This window comes from Mucilaginibacter koreensis (genome assembly GCF_054783355.1).
This window is the reverse complement of record NZ_BAAGQS010000001.1, coordinates 2250977-2272387: the sequence shown is the minus strand read 5'-3', so window position 1 is coordinate 2272387 and position 21411 is coordinate 2250977. Positions and strand designations below refer to the sequence as shown.

The 21411-nt window shown below is 44.4% G+C and carries 23 protein-coding genes; 22 read left to right on the top strand and 1 reads right to left on the bottom strand.

Annotation, left to right across the window (positions count from 1 at the left end; translation table 11 throughout):
- Window positions 1–221: 221 nt before the first annotated feature.
- Window positions 222–1472: a methionine adenosyltransferase gene (gene metK / locus ACYVNW_RS10365; RefSeq protein WP_460679792.1), complete on the bottom strand. Its 1251-nt coding sequence runs from the start codon at window positions 1470–1472 to the stop codon at window positions 222–224.
- A gap of 224 nt (window positions 1473–1696) precedes the next feature.
- Here metK and ACYVNW_RS10360 point away from each other — a divergent pair, with 224 nt between their 5' ends.
- From ACYVNW_RS10360 to ACYVNW_RS10255, 22 genes are all read left to right on the top strand, one after another.
- On the top strand, window positions 1697–2584 hold the full coding sequence (locus tag ACYVNW_RS10360; RefSeq protein ID WP_460679791.1) for a diacylglycerol/lipid kinase family protein: 888 nt from the start codon (window positions 1697–1699) through the stop codon (window positions 2582–2584).
- Window positions 2585–2854: 270 nt separating this feature from the next.
- A complete protein-coding gene (locus ACYVNW_RS10355) occupies window positions 2855–3196 on the top strand; it encodes a translation initiation factor (protein WP_460679790.1) in 342 nt (113 codons plus the stop codon).
- Window positions 3197–3511: 315 nt separating this feature from the next.
- Window positions 3512–4357 carry a MotA/TolQ/ExbB proton channel family protein gene (locus ACYVNW_RS10350; RefSeq protein ID WP_460679789.1) on the top strand — a complete coding sequence of 282 codons (846 nt, stop codon included), beginning with the start codon at window positions 3512–3514 and terminating at the stop codon, window positions 4355–4357.
- A 96-nt stretch (window positions 4358–4453) separates the two neighbouring features.
- Window positions 4454–5065 carry an ExbD/TolR family protein gene (locus ACYVNW_RS10345; protein WP_460679788.1) on the top strand — a complete coding sequence of 204 codons (612 nt, stop codon included), beginning with the start codon at window positions 4454–4456 and terminating at the stop codon, window positions 5063–5065.
- Between the two features lie 4 nt (window positions 5066–5069).
- Window positions 5070–5606, top strand: a complete 537-nt coding sequence (locus tag ACYVNW_RS10340; RefSeq protein ID WP_460679787.1) for an ExbD/TolR family protein — start codon at window positions 5070–5072, stop codon at window positions 5604–5606.
- Between the two features lie 68 nt (window positions 5607–5674).
- Entirely contained in the window at window positions 5675–6508 is an 834-nt protein-coding gene (locus ACYVNW_RS10335; protein ID WP_460679786.1) for an energy transducer TonB, read from the top strand.
- An 11-nt stretch (window positions 6509–6519) separates the two neighbouring features.
- A complete protein-coding gene (locus ACYVNW_RS10330) occupies window positions 6520–6750 on the top strand; it encodes a hypothetical protein (RefSeq protein WP_460679785.1) in 231 nt (76 codons plus the stop codon).
- Window positions 6740–7681 (top strand): PstS family phosphate ABC transporter substrate-binding protein, encoded by a 942-nt coding sequence (locus tag ACYVNW_RS10325; protein WP_460679784.1) that lies wholly within the window; start codon window positions 6740–6742, stop codon window positions 7679–7681. The genes ACYVNW_RS10330 and ACYVNW_RS10325 overlap by 11 nt, the downstream gene beginning before the upstream one ends.
- A gap of 16 nt (window positions 7682–7697) precedes the next feature.
- Window positions 7698–9380: a tetratricopeptide repeat protein gene (locus tag ACYVNW_RS10320; RefSeq protein WP_460679783.1), complete on the top strand. Its 1683-nt coding sequence runs from the start codon at window positions 7698–7700 to the stop codon at window positions 9378–9380.
- Window positions 9381–9461: 81 nt separating this feature from the next.
- Window positions 9462–9845, top strand: a complete 384-nt coding sequence (locus tag ACYVNW_RS10315; protein WP_460679782.1) for an NADH-quinone oxidoreductase subunit A — start codon at window positions 9462–9464, stop codon at window positions 9843–9845.
- A 118-nt stretch (window positions 9846–9963) separates the two neighbouring features.
- The gene (locus ACYVNW_RS10310; protein ID WP_460679781.1) at window positions 9964–10506 is read left to right on the top strand and encodes an NADH-quinone oxidoreductase subunit B; all 543 of its coding nucleotides are present in this window, start codon (window positions 9964–9966) and stop codon (window positions 10504–10506) included.
- Complete coding sequence (locus ACYVNW_RS10305) at window positions 10506–11009, top strand: NADH-quinone oxidoreductase subunit C (protein ID WP_460679780.1); 504 nt, start codon at window positions 10506–10508, stop codon at window positions 11007–11009. Before ACYVNW_RS10310 ends, ACYVNW_RS10305 begins: the two co-directional genes overlap by 1 nt.
- A 3-nt stretch (window positions 11010–11012) precedes the next feature.
- On the top strand, window positions 11013–12236 hold the full coding sequence (locus tag ACYVNW_RS10300; RefSeq protein ID WP_460679779.1) for an NADH-quinone oxidoreductase subunit D: 1224 nt from the start codon (window positions 11013–11015) through the stop codon (window positions 12234–12236).
- Complete coding sequence (locus ACYVNW_RS10295; RefSeq protein ID WP_460679778.1) at window positions 12229–12756, top strand: NADH-quinone oxidoreductase subunit NuoE family protein; 528 nt, start codon at window positions 12229–12231, stop codon at window positions 12754–12756. Before ACYVNW_RS10300 ends, ACYVNW_RS10295 begins: the two co-directional genes overlap by 8 nt.
- Window positions 12757–12944: 188 nt before the next feature.
- Complete coding sequence (gene nuoF / locus ACYVNW_RS10290) at window positions 12945–14303, top strand: NADH-quinone oxidoreductase subunit NuoF (protein WP_460679777.1); 1359 nt, start codon at window positions 12945–12947, stop codon at window positions 14301–14303.
- Window positions 14304–14432: 129 nt separating this feature from the next.
- A complete protein-coding gene (locus tag ACYVNW_RS10285) occupies window positions 14433–15425 on the top strand; it encodes an NADH-quinone oxidoreductase subunit G (protein WP_460679776.1) in 993 nt (330 codons plus the stop codon).
- Window positions 15425–16486 carry an NADH-quinone oxidoreductase subunit NuoH gene (nuoH, locus tag ACYVNW_RS10280; protein WP_460679775.1) on the top strand — a complete coding sequence of 354 codons (1062 nt, stop codon included), beginning with the start codon at window positions 15425–15427 and terminating at the stop codon, window positions 16484–16486. Before ACYVNW_RS10285 ends, nuoH begins: the two co-directional genes overlap by 1 nt.
- Window positions 16487–16494: 8 nt before the next feature.
- Entirely contained in the window at window positions 16495–16992 is a 498-nt protein-coding gene (locus ACYVNW_RS10275) for a NuoI/complex I 23 kDa subunit family protein (RefSeq protein ID WP_460679774.1), read from the top strand.
- A gap of 61 nt (window positions 16993–17053) precedes the next feature.
- The gene (locus ACYVNW_RS10270; protein ID WP_460679773.1) at window positions 17054–17563 is read left to right on the top strand and encodes an NADH-quinone oxidoreductase subunit J family protein; all 510 of its coding nucleotides are present in this window, start codon (window positions 17054–17056) and stop codon (window positions 17561–17563) included.
- Window positions 17564–17893, top strand: a complete 330-nt coding sequence (nuoK, locus tag ACYVNW_RS10265; RefSeq protein WP_460679772.1) for an NADH-quinone oxidoreductase subunit NuoK — start codon at window positions 17564–17566, stop codon at window positions 17891–17893.
- Between the two features lie 108 nt (window positions 17894–18001).
- Window positions 18002–19903 (top strand): NADH-quinone oxidoreductase subunit L, encoded by a 1902-nt coding sequence (gene nuoL, locus ACYVNW_RS10260; RefSeq protein ID WP_460679771.1) that lies wholly within the window; start codon window positions 18002–18004, stop codon window positions 19901–19903.
- 27 nt (window positions 19904–19930) lie between these two features.
- Window positions 19931–21400 carry a complex I subunit 4 family protein gene (locus tag ACYVNW_RS10255; protein ID WP_460679770.1) on the top strand — a complete coding sequence of 490 codons (1470 nt, stop codon included), beginning with the start codon at window positions 19931–19933 and terminating at the stop codon, window positions 21398–21400.
- Window positions 21401–21411: the final 11 nt, after the last annotated feature.

Below are 21411 nucleotides of genomic sequence, written 5' to 3'. Positions count from 1 at the left end.
CACCACGCAGCAGGCGCAGCACCACGCAGCAGGCGCAGCACCACGCAGCAGGCGCAGCACCACGCAGCAGGCGCAGCACCACGCAGCAGGCGCAGCACCACGCAGCAGGCGCAGCACTGACATGAATGAGTCAGTCTGTCAATGTATTTCTGGGACAGTAGAAAATAAAAAAGGCGACAATCATAAGATCATCGCCTTCTGCATATAAAAGTTAATAGCTATTACAATCCAAACGCTTCTTTCACCTTCTCCACATAATCCAATTTCTCCCAGGTAAATAATTCTACTTCGCTGGTTACTTCGCGGCCTTCGGGGCTGGTGAAGGTTTTGGTTACGGTAGTGCTGGGTTTGCCAAAGTGGCCGTAAGCGGCGGTTTCGCTGTAAATGGGGTTACGCAGTTTAAAGCGGGTTTCAATGGCATAAGGGGTCATGTCGAAAATCTGCTCTACTTTGGCAGCAATTTCGCCATCGGTAATGCCCAGTTTAGAAGTACTGTAAGTATTTATATAAATACCCATCGGCTTGGCTACACCAATAGCGTAGGATACCTGTACCAATACCTCGTCGCACACACCGGCAGCTACCAGGTTCTTGGCAATGTGGCGGGTAGCGTAAGCCGCAGAGCGGTCTACTTTAGATGGATCTTTGCCCGAGAACGCGCCACCACCGTGGGCACCTTTACCACCGTAAGTATCTACAATAATTTTACGGCCGGTTAAGCCGGTATCACCATGCGGACCGCCGATTACAAATTTACCGGTAGGGTTAACGTGGTAGGTGATGGCATCGTTAAAGAAATGCGCATATTTAGGGTAACGGGCTTTTACACGCGGAATCAGGATGCTGATGATATCCTCGCGGATTTTAGCCAGCATGGCAGCTTCTTCATCAAAATCATCGTGCTGGGTTGAAATTACAATGGCATCAATGCGCTGTGGCTGGTTGTTGTCATCATATTCCAAAGTTACTTGCGATTTGGCATCAGGGCGCAGGTAAGGAATTTCTTTGGCTTCGCGACGCAGGGCAGCCAGCTCAATTAATAAGGCATGGGCAATATCAAGCGCCAAAGGCATGTAATTGTCGGTTTCTTTAGTAGCGTAGCCAAACATCATACCCTGGTCGCCGGCGCCTTGCTCTTCTTTGCTGGCGCGGTCAACCCCCTGGTTAATATCGGGCGACTGCTCATGGATGGCCGATAAAACGCCGCAGGAGTTGCCGTCAAACATATATTCGCCTTTGGTATAACCAATGCGGTTAATTACATCGCGGGCAATTTTTTGTACGTCCAGGTATGCTTTTGATTTTACCTCGCCGGCCAGTATCACCTGCCCGGTGGTTACCAGGGTTTCGCAGGCTACTTTTGATTCGGGGTCAAAGGCCAAAAACTGATCAATTAACGCGTCTGAAATCTGGTCGGCAACTTTATCCGGGTGGCCTTCTGATACTGATTCTGAAGTAAATAAATAAGGCATTATTTTCTAAATTAATTATACTGTTTAACACGAAGGCAGATAAACCGGAGGCCGGACAGGAGGCGTAAAAAGGGGCGGGTAGGGTTAGCACTTTTTTACGTGGTTGCAATCCGTTAGCTGCATGTACAGCTTGCTCAAATCAATCCACTTTCGGGGTGTAAAAGTAAAACAATTTTACAAAAGACGAAAATAGGGTTACTTTTGGCAACTGATATTTTATATAGTTGAAAACAAAAGTTTTATTCATCATTAACCCCATTGCCGGCGGTAATAAAAAAGACCGTTTGCCCGACCTGGTAAAGCAGCACCTCAACCTGCAAAAGTTTGAGCCTGTGTTTATGTTTACCCAGGGCGTAAACCATGCCCACAAGCTGGCGGCATCGGCAATACGCTCCTATGATATGGTGGTGGCCGTGGGGGGTGATGGTACCATTAATGAAACCGGTTCGGCTATAGCAGGCACTGACCTGGTATTAGGTATCATTCCCTGTGGTTCCGGCAACGGGCTGGCCCGCTTTATGGGCATACCCATGGATACCGTAAAAGCCATTGAAAACCTGAACAACTATGACATACAGGTGATAGATGGAGCACAGTTTAACGGCAAATGGTTTTTTAATATGGCTGGTATGGGTTTCGATGCACACATCAGCGAAGTATTTTCTCACCACAAAGGCCGGGGCTTTGGCGCCTACTTCACCTCGTCGTTAAAAGAAATTGTGAATTACAACTCGCAGCAATACCAAATTACCATTGATGGTACGTTGTATGAGCGTGAAGCATTTATGTTGAGTTTCGCCAATTCCTCTCAATACGGTAACAATGCTCACGTATCGCCACACGCCTCGGTGCAGGATGGTTTGCTGGATGTATGTATCATTAAACCTTTCCCCTTATACCGCTTTCCGGAAATGGGCCTGCGTATGTTTACCAAAACAGCCGACAGCTCAAAGTATGTAGAAATTATTAAAGGCAGGCACATTGAGGTGAAGCGCAGCAGCGATGGCCCCGTGCACTTGGATGGTGAACCGCAAATTGCCGGGCCAGATGCAGAAATTGTGATTCAACCACAGGTATTGAAAGTGGTAGCCGGAAGTACTTATCAGGCTTAGGCTTTATAAAATCTGTTTTAACTTATTTAAACAACTTCCTTGTCATTTCGACCGTAGGGAGAAATCTTCTTCGCCAAGCCGGTATACCGCAGACTCATCGCCCGAAGAAGATTTCTCGCTATCACCCGGAATGACAGATTGTTTAATAGTGCCAAGATTATCAACTCCCGGTATCAGCAAATTTACCTATTACTTTTAAGCTCTATACAATACCGATAATTTTCTTGCGTTATAAAACTCCTTTTATATTTTTGAGGAGCACAACTACCTATGGCGAAGAAGAGCAAGAACATGAGTGGGGTAATGTACTCTACCAACCCTGATTTTGAATACCAATTTGAGCACCAAGAGCAGGCCGAAACCCTGCCTCCGCAACAGCAAAACCTTAAACTTTATTTAGACCGAAAGGGCGGCAGTAAACTGGTAACCCGTGTTAACGGCTTTACAGGCAGCGAGGATGATTTAGAGGCATTGGGAAAAAAGCTCAAAACCAAATGCGGTGTGGGCGGTTCAGTAAAAGAGGGGGAGATCCTCATTCAGGGCGACTTTAGAGATAAGTTGCTGCAATTATTGCAAACCGACGGTTATAAAGTGAAAAAAGCTGGTGGATAAACCAATTAAATGTATAAAATACACGTACAATAGCACAGTATATCCGTTTAGTTACACTTTTTTATGGCTCAGGGCTTGCTATTTTTAAAAAAAATGGTTTTCATTGCAAAAGAAAGCAACGCAGGTATACCATATAAAAGGTAGCCAACGTTAGCTGTACATTACCAGTGAACTCTAAATTAAATTATTGTAAAGAATAACATTGATGTTTTTTTTGAATTAAAAAAATTTAATTTTGTTACAGCTGATTAACATCGCATATTTAAATAACTTTAATATTTACAAACAACAACTAACAACTAAAAACTAAAAGTAATGGCAAACGCACCAATTAAACCAGCTGCTCCGGTTAAGAAAGAAAGCTCTGCTTCGGGCTCGAGCATTTTTGCAACCCTGGTTATTCCTATCTGCTTTGTAATCGCATTGTGTATTTTTATCTTCGTTTTAGGTGACCCAAGCCATTATCAGGGAGGTGATGTTGAAAAAGGCACACCAACTGATTACTTTGGTACTGTACATAAGGGTGGCCCGATTGTACCGGTGCTGATGACTATGTTCCTGATGCTGATTGTTTTCACTATCGAGCGCTTTGTAGTTATCGGAAAAGCTTCAGGTACTGGCAGTGTTGATACTTTCGTTCGCAAAATTAATGGTTACCTGAACGCTGGTAACATCGAAGCTGCAAGCGCTGAGTGTGACAAACAAAAAGGCTCTGTAGCTAACGTAATTAAATCAGGTTTGAAAAAATACCGCGAAATGGAAGCTGAACCTAACCTGGACGTGGATCAAAAAACCTTAGCTATCCAAAAAGATATCGAAGAAGCTACTGCACTGGAAATGCCAATGTTAGAGCAAAACTTAACTATCATTGCTACCCTGGTATCTATCGGTACACTGATGGGTCTGTTAGGTACAGTAACCGGTATGATCCGTGCATTCAACGCATTAGGTGCATCTGGTTCATCAAGCTCATCTGAACTTGCTGTAGGTATCTCTGAAGCATTGATTAACACTGCTTTAGGTATCTCTACTTCAGCTTTATCAATCATCATGTACAACTTGTTTACTTCTAAAATTGACAAGCTGACTTATGCTATTGATGAAACCGGTTTCAGCATTGTTCAAACCTTCGCTGCATCTCACAAAAACGCTAACAGATAGTAAATATTAATTTGATAAAAAGCAGGCTGCTGGTATACTAAAAGCAGCAGCACTGCTGTTAAATTAATTCTACCATCTTCAATTAACTTAAATTAAATGCCAAGAGTAAAAATACCAAGAAAAAGTACAGCGATTGACATGACCGCCATGTGTGATGTGGCGTTCCTGCTGCTGACCTTTTTCATCTTAACCGCCAAGCCCCGTGCCGAGGACCCGGTTCCGGTGGATGCACCTGGCGCTACTACGGTAGAAACAATTCCTGAAAAGGATATTGCCACCCTGATTGTGGGCCAGGGCAAAGTGTTCTTCGGTGTAGAAGGTCCGGAAATCCGGAAGCAGCTTTTACTGCAAATGGGCCAGAAATACAATGTAGGTTTCACCCAGGAGCAGGTTAAAAAGTTCTCTAATATGGCCAGCATTGGTGTGCCAGTAGCACAAATTGGCCAGTACCTGGATTTACCGCCCGAGCAGAAAGAGCACTACAAGCAACCCGGTATCCCTACTGATACCGCCGGTACCAGCGAGTTATTCAACTGGGTACGCGAAGCCCGTGTAGTAACCAAAAACCTGGATAACGCCGAGATGCGTGTAACCATTAAAGGCGACAGCAAAGAGGAGTACCCAACCATCCAGAAAATTATCGCTATCCTGCAAAAGCAGGAAGTAAACAAGTTCAGTTTAATTACTTCATTAAAAGGAGGAAAGTAATCATATGGCAGAATTAGATACCTCCGGCGGGGGTGGTAAAGGCGGGAAGGTAAGAAGTAAGAAACAATCAACCCGTGTAGATTTAACTGCAATGGTTGACCTGGCATTCTTGCTGGTAACCTTCTTTATGTTAACTACCACCCTGAACAAACCTAAAGCCATGGATTTGGCTATGCCGGATAAAGACGAGCAAAAACAAACCCAGGCTCCAATTGCAGCATCACGTACCATGACGGTATTGCTGGGTGCCAACAATAAACTGGAATGGTTTATTGGTGTACCTACCGAGCCGCTGAGCCCTCCAACCGTTACAGGTTACGGCAAAACCGGTTTACGTGCAGCTTTAATTGAGCAAGGCCAGAAAATTCAGCAATCAACAGGCAAAAAGATGTTCATTATCATTAAGCCAAGTGATAAATCAGTTTACAAAAACATGGTTGACGCTATTGATGAGATGCACATTACCAACAATGACCTGTATGCCATTGTAGATATTACAAAGGATGAAATAGAGTTGTTGAAGCGTGAGAATATTTATTAAAAAATAAAATTTTTTAAACCACTTTAAAAACAAAATGTTATATTGCATAACATTTAAATAACAACAATATGTTAGGCTCAAAATTAGATATTCTAAATCCTGACTGGCTTGATGTTATTTTTAATGGCCGGAACAAAAACTATGGTGCTTATGAGTTGCGTAAAAACAACCCTAAAACCACGGTTAGAGCGCTGATTTATACAGGCATCCTGTTCATCTTAGCAGTTTCCATGCCGACCATTATCAATAAAATTAAGGGTTTCATCCCTGCATCAAAGCCAAAGGTGAAGATCACTGAGGTGATCTTGAAACCGCCGCCAGCACTGAATGAAAAGAAACCACCACCGCCGCCACCAAAGCCGGAACCACCAAAGCCACGTACAACGCAGGTAAGGTTCCCGCCTCCGATTGTGAAGCCGGATAACGAGGTACGCGAAAAAGAACCGCCAACGCAAAAAGAACTGGAAGTAAAAGACCCAGGTCAGGAAAACCGCGAAGGTGACCGCAATGCCCAGGTTCGTATTGATGAGCCGGTAGGTAACGCCCCTGTAACCAATCAGGTTGTTGAAGCCGACCCGAACGAAATCTTTACTGCGGTAGAAGTTCAGCCAGAACCGGCAGGTGGTATGGAATCTTTCTATAAATATTTAGGTAAAGCCATCCATTACCCTGCAGTAGCCCGTGAAAACGGTGTTCAAGGCCGTGTTATCGTACAGTTCGTAGTTGAAAAAGACGGTAGCTTAACTGATGTGAAAGCACTTCGTGGTCCAGGCTCAGGTTTGGATGAAGAAGCAGTTAGAGCCGTAAAATCAGCTCCCCGCTGGACCCCTGGTCGTCAAAATGGTAAAGGTGTACGTGTATTGTTTACCGTACCGGTACAATTCACCATGCCTGATCAATAAGACCTCATTTTATGACGGATAATTTTAATCATCATAAACAAAAATCGCCCAAAAGGCGATTTTTGTTTATTTTAGGCGGTCTGCTGTTTATCAGCATCGTTATTTTAGGCATCATGATTATGTTTTGGTCAAAGCTGCCGCTGCATATACCTCAAACGCAGCGCTATGCTTTTGGCGGCCTTTTCATCATCTACGGTGTGTTGCGCTTTATACGTATAGTAAGCAGAAATAATGAAGAATAAGTTTATAAAACTCGCAATCATCAACATCGCGCTGCTCACACTGTTCAGCGCTTGCCACAGAAAGAAGAAGCCGGAGGCTAAAACCGAAACCGACAGCTTTCATGCCGGCAAAGCGCTTTTTGGCGCAGATGAATCCTTCAGGCCCATTGTTGATGAAGAAGCCTTTGTTTTCAGTGGTATTTTCACCCAGGCTAAACCCATTATCAACTATCGGCCCGAAACCCAGGTACTGTCTCAACTACTGAATGACACCGTTCGTTTCGCTATACTGTCTCGCGATTTAACGGCTTCAGAAAAAAAGCTTTTTAATGACAAAGGAGCAGTACTGAACATTAATCCTTTTGCGCATGATGCAGTCGTATTTATAGTAAATCAATCATCGGCAGATACATTGATTACCGTAAGCCAGATCAAGCAAATGCTCAATGGTAAATATAATACCAACAAAAGCATTGTGTTTGATAACCCAAACTCAAGTACCATGCGTTATTTGAGGGAGCTTTCTGGCAATCGGCTAACAGATTTAAAAAATATTTACGCACTAAAATCGAATAAAGACGTTATAAGATATATAAGCGAGCACCCTGACGCCATCGGCGTTGTAGGTTTCAGCTGGCTGGATGAGCCGGATGCAGATTATGCAGCGGCAGCCGCAAAAGTTAAAATTATGAGTGTAAAGGATGAGGGTAACAAAAAATATGCTACCCAATACTATCAGCCTTCACAAACTACTTTAGCTTTAAAGCAGTATCCGTTAAGCCGCAGCCTGTACGTTATAAATGCTACTGGCAGAATGGGGCTTGGAGCGGGTTTCGAAAACTTTTTGTTAGGTGAACGAGGCCAGCGTATTGTATTAAAATCAGGTTTATTGCCTGAATCTATCCCGCAAAGGGAAATTAATGTTACCAAACAAGTAAACAACGCAAACTAAAAACTAATAGATAACTATGAAGATGATCAGTAAAATAGCAGGCGCTGCGTTAGCGCTCACAGCTGTGGGCTACACGGCTTCGGCGCAGAGCCTGGCCGACGCAAAAAAGGCTATTGATGCAGAGCAGTACCAAAAAGCAAAATCAATTCTTAAGAATTTAGTAAATACACAGTCTACCAAAGACGAAAACTACTTTTATTTAGGTTGGGTATATGTTGAGCAAGATTATGCCGACTCTGCCAAAGCTGTATTTAACCGTGGTATTGCTGCCAACCCCAACTCTGCATTAAACTATGTAGGTTTAGGTGCCGTAGCCCGTTTAAACAAAGATAACTCAGGTGCACAGCAAAATTTTGATAAAGCCATTAACCTGGCTAAAAAAGATAGCAAGCCTTATGTATATGTAGGCGAAAGCTACCTACTGGATCCGGCTAATGCCAATGCTGCCATTGCTGCCCTGCAAAAAGGCATTGCAGCTAACGCTAAAGATGCCGATTTGTATGTGTCATTAGGTAATGCTTACCGTTCACAACTAAAAAGCAACGAGGCTTACAAGGCTTACAGCCAGGCACTGGCTATTGATCCAAAATCAGCCAAAGCTAACGTAGCCACCGGTGTGTTGTGGAAATATGCCAATAACTTTGAAGATGCCGAAACTCAGTTCAAAGCAGCCTTAGCTACCGACCCTAACTTTGGCCCTGCTTATCGCGAATGGGCGGAAACCGATTTGCGTTGGGCTAAAAACGTACCGGCACAAGCTTCAGCCAAAGTGAAAGAAGCGGCAGACCACTACAAACAATTTTTGGATTTAACCGACCGCTCACCAGAATCTCAGCTGCGTTATGCCGACTTCTTGTATCAGGCTGGTGATTACAAAACCTTAGAGCAAACCGCTAATACGTTGAGCGCTAACCCTAATGCTAACCTGCGTACTTACCGTTATCTGGCATATGCTAAATATGAAAACGGTGATTACACCGGTGCACAAACTGCCTTGAATAACTTTATTTCAAAAGCAGGTAACCGTGTAATTCCTTATGACTACTACTACTTAGGTCGTATCCAGTCGAAATTGAACCAAACAGATGAAGCGGTTAAAAACCTGGAAAAAGCAGCAGCTGCTGATAGCACCCTGGCCGATGCTTATGGCGAAATCGCTAAAACGTACTACACCAACAAGCAATACGAAAAAGCCGGTGATGCTTATCATAACTATCTGGCAAAATCTCGTAATGCTAAATTGCAGGATTATTTTAACGAGGGTACCAGCTATTACTATGCTTACCAGGATCAGTACTACAGCACTGCTAAGCCAAAGCCAACGCCTGATGCCTCATTATTAACCAAGGCTGATACTGCTTTTGCTTACATCAACGCTAAGTTGCCTACACCAAATGCAGCCGCTGTATTATACCGTGCCCGTGTAAACGATTTAAAGGAAACTAATCGTGATAACATCAACGGTTATGCTAAGCCATTTTATGAGCAATATATCCAGCTAACTACTGCTAAAGGTGCGGTAGCCGATGCAGATAAGAAGCCTTTGGCTGAAGCGTATGCTTACTTAGGTAATTATTACCAATACAAAGAGAAGGATGCGGCCAAAGCCTCGGAGAACTTTACCAAAGCTCGTGATTTGGACCCAACCAACCGTTCAGTACAGTCGTTCTTTTCAAAGAAACCTGCTGCCGGTAAATAAGCGAAACTTCGCCCCATAACAAAAAGGCTACTGCAATTGCAGTAGCCTTTTTTATTTTAACCCAATGTGTATATTTGCTGCATGGAATCGCAAAGTGTACCTGTTAATTATTTACCTATCATTATCCAGATGGTGGTAGCCATCGGTTTTGTGGTAACTACTATGTTTGTTACGCATATCGTTGGACCTAAAAGAAAAACTAAGGATAAACTAAGTCCGTTCGAGTCTGGTATTGAGGTAGTGGGTAACGCCCGTACGCCGGTTTCCATTAAATACTTCCTGGTGGCCATTTTATTTGTGCTGTTTGATGTGGAGGTTATATTTATGTACCCCTGGGCGGTAAACTTCAAGCAAATGATACAGACCAATGGTATCGGCAACTTTGTAGAAATGCTGATATTTATGGCTTCATTATTATTAGGATTTATATACGTAATCAAGAAGGGTGCCCTGGATTGGGAGTAGTTTAGATTCATTCTAAATATAAGCCACGCTATCATACGATAACGTTTACAACGTTATATTTTGTAAATTTGCACTCATCCTCATTCAGTGGATGAGTTTGCTTTTACAAGGATTTTTCATGAGTGATGTTCAGATAGTTAATGCTCCTCCGGGAGTAGAAGGATCAGGATTTTTTGCTACAACTTTAGATAAAGCCATCGGGCTTGCGCGCTCACATTCATTGTGGCCGCTGCCGTTTGCTACCTCGTGCTGTGGTATCGAGTTTATGGCCACCATGGGTTCACATTACGATTTATCTCGTTTTGGTGCCGAGCGTTTAAGCTTTTCGCCCCGCCAGGCCGACTTGCTGATGGTAATGGGTACCATATCTAAAAAGATGGCCCCGGTATTACGCCAGGTATACCTGCAAATGGCCGAGCCGCGTTGGGTGATGGCTGTGGGTGCCTGCGCTTCAAGTGGTGGTATATTTGATACTTATTCGGTGCTGCAGGGTATAGATGAGGTGATTCCGGTAGATGTTTATGTGCCGGGCTGCCCGCCACGCCCCGAGGGTATAATTGATGGTTTTATGAATATTCAGAAACTGGTACAAACCGAATCGCTGCGCCGCAGAGATACACCGGAGTATCAAAAGTTGCTGGCTCAATACGGTATACAATAATGGCAGCGTTTACAAACGAAGAGCTATATCAGCGCATTGAAGCGCAATTTGAAGGTAAAATAACCAACGTTGCCCAGCCTTATGGTTTGTTAACCGTTGAAACGGATAAAGATACCATTATTGACCTGTTAACTTTTCTGAAAAATGATGCTGCACTGCAGTTCATTTATTTAACAGATTTAACCGGCATACAATATCCTGAACGCGAGCAATCTATCGGTGTTATTTATCACGTACACAGTTTGGTGAATAATTTGCGCATCCGCATTAAGGTATTTACAGATGGTGTTAACCCGCATATGCCAAGCGCTACAATGCTGTGGAATGGTGCCAACTGGATGGAGCGCGAAACGTACGACTTCTTTGGCATTACCTTCGATGGTCACCCGGATATGCGCCGTATACTGAATGTTGACGATATGACAGTGTTCCCGATGCGTAAAGAGTACCCGTTGGAAGACCCGAACCGCGTTGACAAAAAAGATTATTTTTTCGGAAGATAAAACATGCAAAATTTTCCTGCATTTCAAAATACAGAGTTAGGTACACACGAGGATAGCGAGCTATCTACCCTTAACTTAGGGCCTACGCACCCGGCTACGCACGGCGTTTTTCAAAACGTACTGCAGTTGGATGGTGAGCGTATTGTAAGCGGTGTATCTACCATCGGCTATATTCACCGGGCGTTCGAAAAAATTGCCGAACATCGCCCGTTCTATCAAATTACTCCATTAACCGACCGTTTAAACTATTGCTCAGCTCCTATTAACAATATGGGCTGGCATATGACGGTAGAAAAGCTGCTGCAAATTCAAACTCCTAAGCGAGTAGATTATTTGCGCGTGGTAGTGATGGAGCTGGCCCGTATTGCCGACCATATTATTTGTAACGGCGTACTGGGTGTAGATACAGGTGCCTTTACCGGCTTCCTGTACATGATGGAATACCGCGAAGCCATTTACGAAATTTACGAAGAAGTATGCGGCTCACGCCTGACAACCAATATTGGTCGTATTGGCGGTTTTGAGCGTAACTTCAATGATATTGCTTTTGCGAAAATTCGGAAGTTCTTAGATGAGTTTCCGAAGGTATTGAAAGAGTTTGAAAGCTTATTCAATCGTAACCGCATTTTCATTGACCGTACTAAAGGTGTAGCTCCGGTTACCCCGGAGGTTGCTTTAGATTATAGCTGGAGTGGCCCGATTTTACGTGCTACCGGTATTGATTATGATGTACGGGTGATGAATCCTTACTGCTCGTACGATGAGTTTGATTTCGAAGTTCCGGTAGGTACCACCGGCGATGTGTATGATCGCTTCCTGGTGCGTAACGAAGAGATGTGGCAGAGTCTCCGCATTATTGAGCAGGCCCTGGCCAAAATTGATAAAGAGGATCCAACCATCTTCCATGGGGATGTGCCTGAGTACTACCTGCCGCCAAAAGAAGAGGTATACAATAATATGGAAGCCCTGATTTATCACTTTAAAATTGTGATGGGTGAAATTGAAACGCCGGTAGGCGAGGTGTACCATAGCGTAGAAGGTGCCAACGGAGAACTGGGCTTTTACCTGGTAAACGATGGTGGCCGTAGCCCGTACCGTTTGCACTTCCGCCGCCCAAGCTTCATCAACTACAGTATGTATGCGCCAATGAGCCGCGGCATGGTACTGAGTGATGCCATTATTAACATGAGTAGCTTAAACGTAATAGCAGGAGAGTTAGATGCTTAGCGTAGAAAATACCGATATGCGCCCGGTGGAGTTTTCACCGGCCTTATTAGAAAAGTTTGCCGATAAGGTAAGCCGTTACCCCGAAGGAAAACAAAAAGCTGCATTGCTGCCCATTCTGCATGATGTGCAGGCCGAGTTAGGCTGGCTAAGCAGTAAAGCCATGGATAAAGTGGCCGAGTACCTGAGTATTGAGCCTATAGAAGTATACGAGGTAGCCACCTTTTATACCATGTACTTTTTAAAGCCGCAAGGCAAGTACATGCTGGAGGTATGCCGTACTGGCCCATGCTGCCTGGTAGGTGCCGAAAAAATTATGGATTATATTGAGCAGAAGCTCGGCGTGAAAGAAGGCGATGTTACTCCCGACGGCTTATTTAGCTGGAGAGGTGTAGAGTGCCTGGCCGCCTGCGGCTTTGGCCCGGTACTGCAAATCGGCCCTGAATATACGTTCTATGAAAACTTGACGCCAGAATCGGTTGATCAATTAATTGGCAATTTAAAAGCTAAGGCTAACAACTAAATGACAGGCAGGAGCAGAACAATATTATGGGACATGGCTTTTGTGGCTGGCGTTCTGTTGTGCTTGTTTCTACCTTCTGAAAGCCATTTGTATCTGATAACTGGTTTAGTAACTGTAATGATTTTTACAAATTGTATTACTAATCACATTGCCGTTTATAAGTTAACCGGCAAATTATATTAACCGCAATGGGACGCAAATTATTATTACAACATATAAACGTACCCGGTATAAACACTTACGACGTTTACCGTTCAAAAGGTGGATATGCTGCGGTTGAAAAGGCACTGAAAACCCTTTCGCCAGATGATGTGGTAGAGGAGGTAAAAAAGTCAGGCTTGCGCGGTCGTGGTGGTGCGGGTTTTCCAACTGGCATGAAGTGGAGCTTTCTGGCCAAGCCCGAAGGTGTGCCGCGTTACCTGGTATGCAACGCCGATGAATCAGAGCCGGGCACCTTTAAAGACCGTTACCTGATGACACATATCCCTCATTTGTTAATAGAGGGTATGATTATCGGTAGTTACGCACTGGGTGCCAATACTTCTTACATCTACGTACGTGGCGAAATGATGCCGCAGATACGCATACTGGAAAAAGCCATTGCTGAAGCTAAAGCTGCCGGCTTTTTAGGTAAAAATATATTAGGCACAGGTTTCGATCTGGAGTTGTATGTGCAGCCAGGAGGCGGTGCTTACATCTGCGGCGAAGAAACAGCTTTAATTGAATCACTGGAAGGCAAACGCGGTAACCCGCGCATCAAGCCACCATTCCCGGCTATTGCCGGTTTATGGGGCCGCCCAACCGTGGTAAATAACGTAGAATCAATTGCTGCTACAGTGCCTATTATTAATGATGGTGGCGAAGAATATGCCAAAATAGGTATTGGCCGTAGTACAGGTACCAAACTGATTTCAGCTTCAGGTAACCTGAAAAAGCCGGGTGTATATGAAATTGAGTTAGGGGTTCCTGTAGAAGAGTTTATTTACTCTGATGAATATTGCGGCGGTATCGCTAATGGCAAACGCCTGAAAGCAGTAGTAGCCGGTGGTTCATCGGTGCCTATTTTGCCTGCCAACCTCATAACCAAGACGATTAACAACGAAGCGCGCCTGATGAGCTACGAATCATTGGCTGATGGTGGTTTTGCTACCGGTACCATGATGGGTTCGGGCGGTTTTATCGCCTTTGATGAAGATCAGTGCATTGTACGCAATACCTGGAACTTCACCCGCTTTTATCACCACGAAAGCTGCGGACAGTGTTCGCCCTGCCGTGAAGGTACCGGCTGGATGGAAAAGGTACTGCACCGTTTAGAACACGGCCATGGCCGCCTGAGCGATATGGACCTGCTGGTAGATGTATCCAAAAAGATTGAAGGCAATACCATTTGTCCGTTGGGCGATGCGGCTGCCTGGCCGGTGGCCAGTGCCATCCGCCATTTTAGGGATGAATTTGAATGGCATGTGACCAATGGGGCAGAGGCGGTAACCCGCAATTATGGACTGGCTCACTATGCTGATCCGTTGGTTAAAGCGGAGTTGGCATAATATTAAATAAAACGTCATTGCGAGGAACGAAGCAATCTCTCTACGCCTAAAAGTAGAAAGATGCACAGAGATTGCTTCGTTCCTCGCAATGACGAGTTCAAAAAGATTAAAATAGACTTTTAATAACAAATGAAAGTTACTATAGATGGTATTTCAATAGATGTGGAACCCGGAACCACCATCCTTAATGCTGCGAGGCAGATAGGAGGGGATATCGTTCCGCCGGCCATGTGCTATTATTCCAAGTTAGAGGGAAGTGGTGGTAAATGCCGTACCTGTTTGGTAAAAGTGAGCAAAGGTTCTGAAAAAGACCCTCGCCCAATGCCTAAACTGGTGGCCTCTTGCCGTACCACGGTGATGGATGGGATGGAAGTAGAAAACATTACTTCGCCCGAAGTGCGTGAAGCACGTAAAGGTGTGGTAGAAATGCTGCTGATCAATCACCCGCTGGATTGCCCGATCTGCGACCAGGCCGGCGAATGCCACCTGCAGGATTTGGGTTATGAGCACGGTAAAGCTAAAACCCGTTATGAATTTGACCGCCGTACGTTTGAGAAGATCGACATTGGTGATAAAATTCAGCTGCACATGACGCGCTGTATACTATGCTACCGTTGTGTATTTACAGCCGACCAGATTACCGAAAAACGTGTGCACGGCGTATTAAACCGTGGCGATCATGCTGAAATTTCTACCTACATCCAAAAAGCGGTAGACAACGATTTTTCAGGTAATGTAATTGACGTTTGCCCGGTAGGCGCATTAACTGATAAAACCTTCCGTTTCAAAAACCGTGTATGGTTCACCAAGCCGGTAGAAGCGCACCGCGATTGCGAAAAATGCTGCGGTAAAGTAACGCTGTGGTATAAAGGGGAAGATGTATTGCGTGTAACCGGCCGTAAAGATCAGTATGGCGAGGTAGAAGAATTTATCTGTAACACCTGCCGTTTCGATAAAAAGAAAACTGCCGACTGGGTAATTGAAGGTCCGCGCAAGGTGTCACATCAATCGGTAATCAGCGCCAACCATTACGAAACCCTGCGCCCGCTGCCGGTGGTAAAAACCAACCCGGTATTGCAGGAAGCCAATAAAGAACAATTTGAAAGGGAAACCCGCTTATAATGGAACTATCAACCTTAATAATAAAAGCAATTTTAGTAGTAGCCATCTTTGCCATCAGTTTGGTGGTAGCGATGTACTCTACCTACGCCGAACGTAAAATTGCAGCTTTTTTTCAAGACCGGGTAGGCCCTAACCGTGCCGGCCCGGGTGGCTTTTTACAGCCGCTGGCTGATGGGGTAAAAATGTTCATGAAGGAGGAAATCATTCCTACCCGTGCAAGCGGCTTTTTGTTCATTGTAGGTCCGTCATTAGCTATACTGACAGCCTGTATCGGCTCTGCGGTTATTCCGTGGGGGCAAAAGCTGGTGGTAGCCGGTCATACGGTTGATTTGCAGGTAACTGATATCAACGTAGGCATCCTATACATTTTTGGTGTAGTATCATTAGGTGTATATGGCGTGATGATTGGCGGTTGGGCATCTAACAATAAGTATTCATTGTTGGGCGCTATCCGTGCAGCATCACAAAACATCAGTTATGAGGTTTCTATGGGCTTGTCCATCATTGCCCTGTTAATGGTGACCGGAACTTTAAGCTTACGTGGCATTGCCGAGCAGCAGCACGGCTTTTGGGCCAATGGCTGGTTTACTTGGAACTTCTTTAAACAACCTTTGGGTTTCCTGATCTTCATTGTATGTGCCTTTGCTGAAACCAACCGTACCCCGTTCGATTTACCGGAATGTGAAACCGAGCTGGTAGGTGGGTACCACACCGAATACTCCTCCATGAAACTGGGCTTTTACCTGTTTGCTGAATACATCAATATGTTCGTATCATCAGCGGTAATGGCTACGCTTTATTTTGGCGGTTACAACTATCCGTTTATGGATATGGTGGCGCAAGGTATCGGTCCTAACCTGGCTGCTGTGCTGGGCGTGGTACTATTATTTGTGAAAATATTTGCATTCATTTTCTTCTTTATGTGGATCCGCTGGACTATCCCGCGTTTCCGTTACGATCAGTTGATGAACCTGGGATGGCGTACGCTGATCCCGCTGGCTATTGCCAACATTGTAATTACCGGGGGCGTAATTACCCTCATTAAACAATTCAGTCATTAATCGAATACATGGAACCATTAAGTAATAAGCGAAAAGTATTAGAAGCCAAACCGCTCAACTTTTGGGAAAAAGCTTACCTGCCGGCTATTGCCAAAGGATTAGGCATTACCATGAAGCACTTTTTCAAAAAAGACGTCACCATCCGTTACCCGGAACAAAAGCGTGAGTTTTCTGAAAACTACCGTGGCCTGCATTCATTAAAGCGTGATGAGCAAGGCCGTGAGCGTTGTACCGCCTGCGGATTGTGTGCACTTTCATGCCCGGCAGAAGCCATTACCATGACGGCTGCCGAACGCCAGAAAGGTGAGGAGCATTTATACCGTGAGGAGAAATATGCGGCTGTGTATGAAATTAATATGCTGCGCTGCATTTTCTGCGGATTATGTGAAGAAGCTTGCCCGAAAGAAGCCATTTACCTGGACGGCGACATTGTACCCACTGACTTTACCCGTAAAGACTTTATTTACGGTAAAGACAAATTAGTGGAAGCACCCTTAAATCAATAACAGAAGTTTTATACCTTTGCCCGCACTTTAAGGGCAAAGGTTTTTTTCGTTAGAGCCATATATGAGTACTTTTTACTTTATCGCTTTCCTTTCTATCTTCTTCTCGCTGCTGGTCATCTTTGCTAAGAACCCGGTACACAGCGTGCTTTATCTCATTATCACCTTTTTCACTTTCACCATACATTACATTTTATTGAATGCCAATTTTTTGGCCATGGTAAACTTTATTGTGTACATGGGGGCCATTATGGTATTGTTCCTGTTTGTAATGATGATGCTGAACCTGAATAAAGATACTGAGCCCAGCAAAAGCATGGTAGTGCGCATTGCCGGCCTTATTGGTGGCGGCTGCCTGCTGGCTACTTTGGTGGCATCACTTAAATCTTACGCTACTACAGAGCCCGGAGTGTTGCACAATGTTAATTTGGGTTCAGTTGAAAACTTAGGTAAGGTACTATTCAACGAGTTTTTGTTACCGTTCGAGGTATCATCTATATTGTTATTATCTGCTATGGTGGGCGCCATATTACTGGCTACCAAAGATGGCAAAACCAAAAACATTACGGTATAAATGGAAAGTTTAACACAGGCCATCAAAATTGTTCCGCTTAATCATTACATTTTATTAAGCACTATTATTTTCTGTATTGGTGTAGCCGGAGTACTGATTCGCCGCAATGCTATTGTGGTGTTTATGTCGGTAGAACTGATGCTGAATGCAGTAAACCTGCTGCTTACCGCTTTTTCCACTTACCGTGGCGATGCGAGCGGACAGGTGTTCGTATTCTTTATTATGGCGCTGGCGGCTGCTGAAATTGCAGTAGGATTAGCAATCATTGTAATGATACACCGCAACACCAACTCCATTGATATCAATATACTGAACAGATTAAAGTGGTAAAATCGATCCGGTTACATATGCCGGGTACTATATTGCCATAACATCGATACAAAAATTACCTGTTTATCAGGAAACTGAATACTGGCCGCCGGCCACATTTTAAAACACATGGATAATTACATCTGGCTGATTCCTTTACTACCGCTGGCAGGTTTTGTCATCAACGGATTAGGCCGCAATGCATTGCCTAAAAACCTGATTGGTACTATTGCAAGTGCCATGGTGCTTATTTCGTTTGCATTAAGCTTAGGTGCTTTTTTAGAAGTTAAGTCAACCGGTCATCCTATTGAGGTGACTCTATTTAATTGGATTTCGGCCGGCAAGGTACAGGTGCCTTTTGCATTTTTGATCGATCAGCTAAGTTCCATCATGCTGCTCATCATTACTGGTGTGGGTTTCCTGATTCATTTATACTCCATCGGTTACATGAGCCATGATAACGGCTTTGGTAAGTTTTTCGCTTATCTTAACCTGTTCGTGTTCTTTATGCTGCTGCTGGTACTGGGTTCCAACTATGTGATTATGTTTATTGGTTGGGAAGGCGTAGGGTTATGCTCTTACCTGCTCATCGGTTTCTGGTACGCTAACCCTAATTATGCCGATGCTGCCAAAAAAGCTTTCGTGATGAACCGTATTGGCGACTTGGGTTTCTTGATTGGTATCTTCTTGATCATTCAATATTTTGGAGGTGTTACTTATAACACCGTGTTTGCCAACGCTGCAAAAATGGGTGCTGCAGCGCCAATGGTATTAATTACCTTGTTGCTGTTTGTAGGTGCTACCGGTAAATCGGCACAAATTCCGTTATTCACCTGGTTGCCTGATGCGATGGCTGGTCCAACCCCGGTTTCGGCATTAATCCACGCGGCTACCATGGTAACTGCCGGTATTTATATGATTGCCCGCTCACACGTATTATTCAGCATGGCGCCGGTAACCATGAATGTAATTGCCATAGTAGGTTTAGCCACCGCTTTATTAGCTGCCCTGATTGCCGTTACCCAAACCGATATCAAAAAAGTATTGGCTTATTCAACAGTATCTCAATTAGGTTATATGTTTTTGGGCCTGGGTGTAGGTGCATATACTGGTGCCTTCTTCCATGTATTAACGCACGCTTTCTTTAAAGCCTTATTATTCTTGGGTGCCGGTTCGGTTATCCATGCTGTAAGCGGTGAGCAGGATATGCGTAGTATGGGCGGCCTGCGTAAAAAACTGCCGGTTACTTTTGCTACCATGCTGATCGGTACTTTAGCTATCTCCGGTATTCCGCCATTTGCAGGTTTCTTTTCAAAAGATGAGATACTGGCGCATACTTTCACTTACAGTCCGGTATTTTATGTAGTAGGCGTAATCACTGCCATGCTGACCTCTTTCTACATGTTCCGCCTGATGTATTTAACCTTCTGGGGTAAATTCAGGGGTACACATGAGCAGGAACATCATTTGCATGAATCTCCGGCGAACATGACCATTCCGCTAATGGTATTGGCTGTATTATCTATAGTAGGTGGTTTTATTGGTGTGCCTGAAGCCTTGGGCGGCCATCATGCCTTAGAGCATTTCCTGGAGCCGGTGTTTGGCAAGCCAACTGAAGCGCCGGGTGTAATCGGCTTAACCAAAAGCACAGAAATCGCTCTAATGGCGGTATCTGTTATCGGCGCTGTCATCGCATTAATTTATGCTTACGTTAAATATGTAAAACAAGCTGCTGTTCCGGCCAAAGGCGATGAAAACCGCTCTTCACTGGTGAACCTGTCATACCATAAGTTTTACATTGATGAACTGTATGATAACATCATCCGCAAACCATTAGACTATCTTTCCGGCTTCTTCTACAGAGTGGTTGACAAGATGGGAATTGATGGCATTGTGAATGGCTTGGGCGAAGGTTCGGTGGAAACCGGCAAAGGCTTACGCCTGCTGCAAACCGGTAATGTAGGTTTCTACATTTTCATGATGGTGATTGGCATTATTGCCGCATTGGTATATAGCTTAATTAAACTTTAAAAGCATCGTTTACGCAACCCCTAAACAATGACTGTTACTTTACTCATATTCTTACCTGTACTGGCCGCGCTGATAGTGCTGTTCATTAAAGGCAACGCTGCCAAGAATGCGGCTTTACTCTTTGCCTTGGCCGAACTGGTGCTCGCAGCCGTTTTTGTAGCCAAGTTTGTGCCCGATGCTTCTACACAGTTTGCCGTTGATGCCCCATGGCTGCCACAATTAGGTGTTTACTTCAGCGCCGGTATTGATGGCATCAACATCATCCCGGTGATGCTGACTGCCTTATTAGTGCCGTTGATTATTGTTACCACTTTTAAACACAACTATAGCAATCCTTCAGCATTCTACGCGCTGATCCTGTTTATGCAAGCCGGCTTGCTATTGGTGTTTACTGCTTTGGATGGCTTTTTATTTTACATTGGTTGGGAAGTAGCTCTGATTCCTATTTATTTCATTTGTGGTTTATGGGGCGGCGAAAACCGCATTAAGGTAACGCTGAAGTTTTTCATCTACACTTTTGCCGGTTCACTGTTCATGTTGCTGGCTTTGATTTATCTATATTTTCAAACGCCAACCAAAACCTTTGATATTCACGAGTTCTACAATTTGAAGCTGAACGAAACGGCACAGACATATGTTTTGGCTGCGTTCTTCCTGGCTTTTGCCATTAAGATGCCGGTATTCCCTTTCCATACCTGGCAGCCTGATACCTATACCGAAGCACCTTCAGCCGGTACCATGATGCTTTCAGGTATTATGCTAAAGATGGGGATTTACGGTGTGATTCGCTGGATGATCCCGGTAGCGCCTGTATCTTTTTACCTGTGGCAAAACCTGCCCCTGATTTTAGCGGTCATTGGTATTGTCTATGCTTCTATTATCGCCTTCCGTCAAAACGATGGCAAGCGCCTGACGGCTTATGCTTCAATTGGTCATGTAGGCTTAATTGCTGCTGGTATTTTCTCCTGGAATGTGGAAGGCCTGCAAGGTGCAGAGATACAAATGCTGAACCACGGTATCGAAGTAGTGGGCTTATTCTTTGTATGGGACATTATCAGTCGCCAGCTGGGTACCCGCAAAATCAGCGAACTGGGTGGTATTGCTAAAGTAGCGCCGCAGTTTGCTATCCTGTTTCTGATTGTGGTATTGGCTACCGTTGCCTTACCTTTAACCAACGGTTTTATTGGTGAGTTTCTGTTACTGAATGCTGTTTATCAATATAATATCTGGATTGCTGCTGCTGCCGGTTTAACCATCATTTTAGGTGCCGTGTATATGCTGCGCATGTATAAAGGCGTAATGCAGGGTGAAACCAATGCATTAACGGTTACTTTCACTGATGTTACCGCATCAGAAAAAATTGTACTGGGTATTATCTGTGCCCTGATTATCTTCCTGGGTGTGTATCCGCAGGCTGTACTTCACCTGAGCGAGGCTGCGGTTAGCAACCTGGTAAGTTCAGTGAACGAAAAAATTAATATAGCTTTAAAAAAATAATTGACGAGTAA

Bases quoted from the DNA above. Each gene is read 5' to 3' on its own strand.
- ACYVNW_RS10345 (WP_460679788.1), top strand. From the start codon at position 4,454: ATGCCAAGAGTAAAAATACCAAGAAAAAGTACAGCGATTGACATGACC.
- ACYVNW_RS10330 (WP_460679785.1), top strand. From the start codon at position 6,520: ATGACGGATAATTTTAATCATCATAAACAAAAATCGCCCAAAAGGCGA.
- ACYVNW_RS10300 (WP_460679779.1), top strand. From the start codon at position 11,013: ATGCAAAATTTTCCTGCATTTCAAAATACAGAGTTAGGTACACACGAG.
- ACYVNW_RS10350 (WP_460679789.1), top strand. From the start codon at position 3,512: ATGGCAAACGCACCAATTAAACCAGCTGCTCCGGTTAAGAAAGAAAGC.
- ACYVNW_RS10310 (WP_460679781.1), top strand. From the start codon at position 9,964: ATGAGTGATGTTCAGATAGTTAATGCTCCTCCGGGAGTAGAAGGATCA.
- ACYVNW_RS10295 (WP_460679778.1), top strand. From the start codon at position 12,229: ATGCTTAGCGTAGAAAATACCGATATGCGCCCGGTGGAGTTTTCACCG.
- ACYVNW_RS10315 (WP_460679782.1), top strand. From the start codon at position 9,462: ATGGAATCGCAAAGTGTACCTGTTAATTATTTACCTATCATTATCCAG.
- ACYVNW_RS10275 (WP_460679774.1), top strand. From the start codon at position 16,495: ATGGAACCATTAAGTAATAAGCGAAAAGTATTAGAAGCCAAACCGCTC.
- ACYVNW_RS10355 (WP_460679790.1), top strand. From the start codon at position 2,855: ATGGCGAAGAAGAGCAAGAACATGAGTGGGGTAATGTACTCTACCAAC.
- ACYVNW_RS10255 (WP_460679770.1), top strand. From the start codon at position 19,931: ATGACTGTTACTTTACTCATATTCTTACCTGTACTGGCCGCGCTGATA.
- ACYVNW_RS10340 (WP_460679787.1), top strand. From the start codon at position 5,070: ATGGCAGAATTAGATACCTCCGGCGGGGGTGGTAAAGGCGGGAAGGTA.
- ACYVNW_RS10285 (WP_460679776.1), top strand. From the start codon at position 14,433: ATGAAAGTTACTATAGATGGTATTTCAATAGATGTGGAACCCGGAACC.
- nuoF (WP_460679777.1), top strand. From the start codon at position 12,945: ATGGGACGCAAATTATTATTACAACATATAAACGTACCCGGTATAAAC.
- ACYVNW_RS10320 (WP_460679783.1), top strand. From the start codon at position 7,698: ATGAAGATGATCAGTAAAATAGCAGGCGCTGCGTTAGCGCTCACAGCT.
- nuoL (WP_460679771.1), top strand. From the start codon at position 18,002: ATGGATAATTACATCTGGCTGATTCCTTTACTACCGCTGGCAGGTTTT.
- nuoH (WP_460679775.1), top strand. From the start codon at position 15,425: ATGGAACTATCAACCTTAATAATAAAAGCAATTTTAGTAGTAGCCATC.
- nuoK (WP_460679772.1), top strand. From the start codon at position 17,564: ATGGAAAGTTTAACACAGGCCATCAAAATTGTTCCGCTTAATCATTAC.
- metK (WP_460679792.1), bottom strand. From the start codon at position 1,472: ATGCCTTATTTATTTACTTCAGAATCAGTATCAGAAGGCCACCCGGAT.
- ACYVNW_RS10325 (WP_460679784.1), top strand. From the start codon at position 6,740: ATGAAGAATAAGTTTATAAAACTCGCAATCATCAACATCGCGCTGCTC.
- ACYVNW_RS10305 (WP_460679780.1), top strand. From the start codon at position 10,506: ATGGCAGCGTTTACAAACGAAGAGCTATATCAGCGCATTGAAGCGCAA.
- ACYVNW_RS10270 (WP_460679773.1), top strand. From the start codon at position 17,054: ATGAGTACTTTTTACTTTATCGCTTTCCTTTCTATCTTCTTCTCGCTG.
- ACYVNW_RS10335 (WP_460679786.1), top strand. From the start codon at position 5,675: ATGTTAGGCTCAAAATTAGATATTCTAAATCCTGACTGGCTTGATGTT.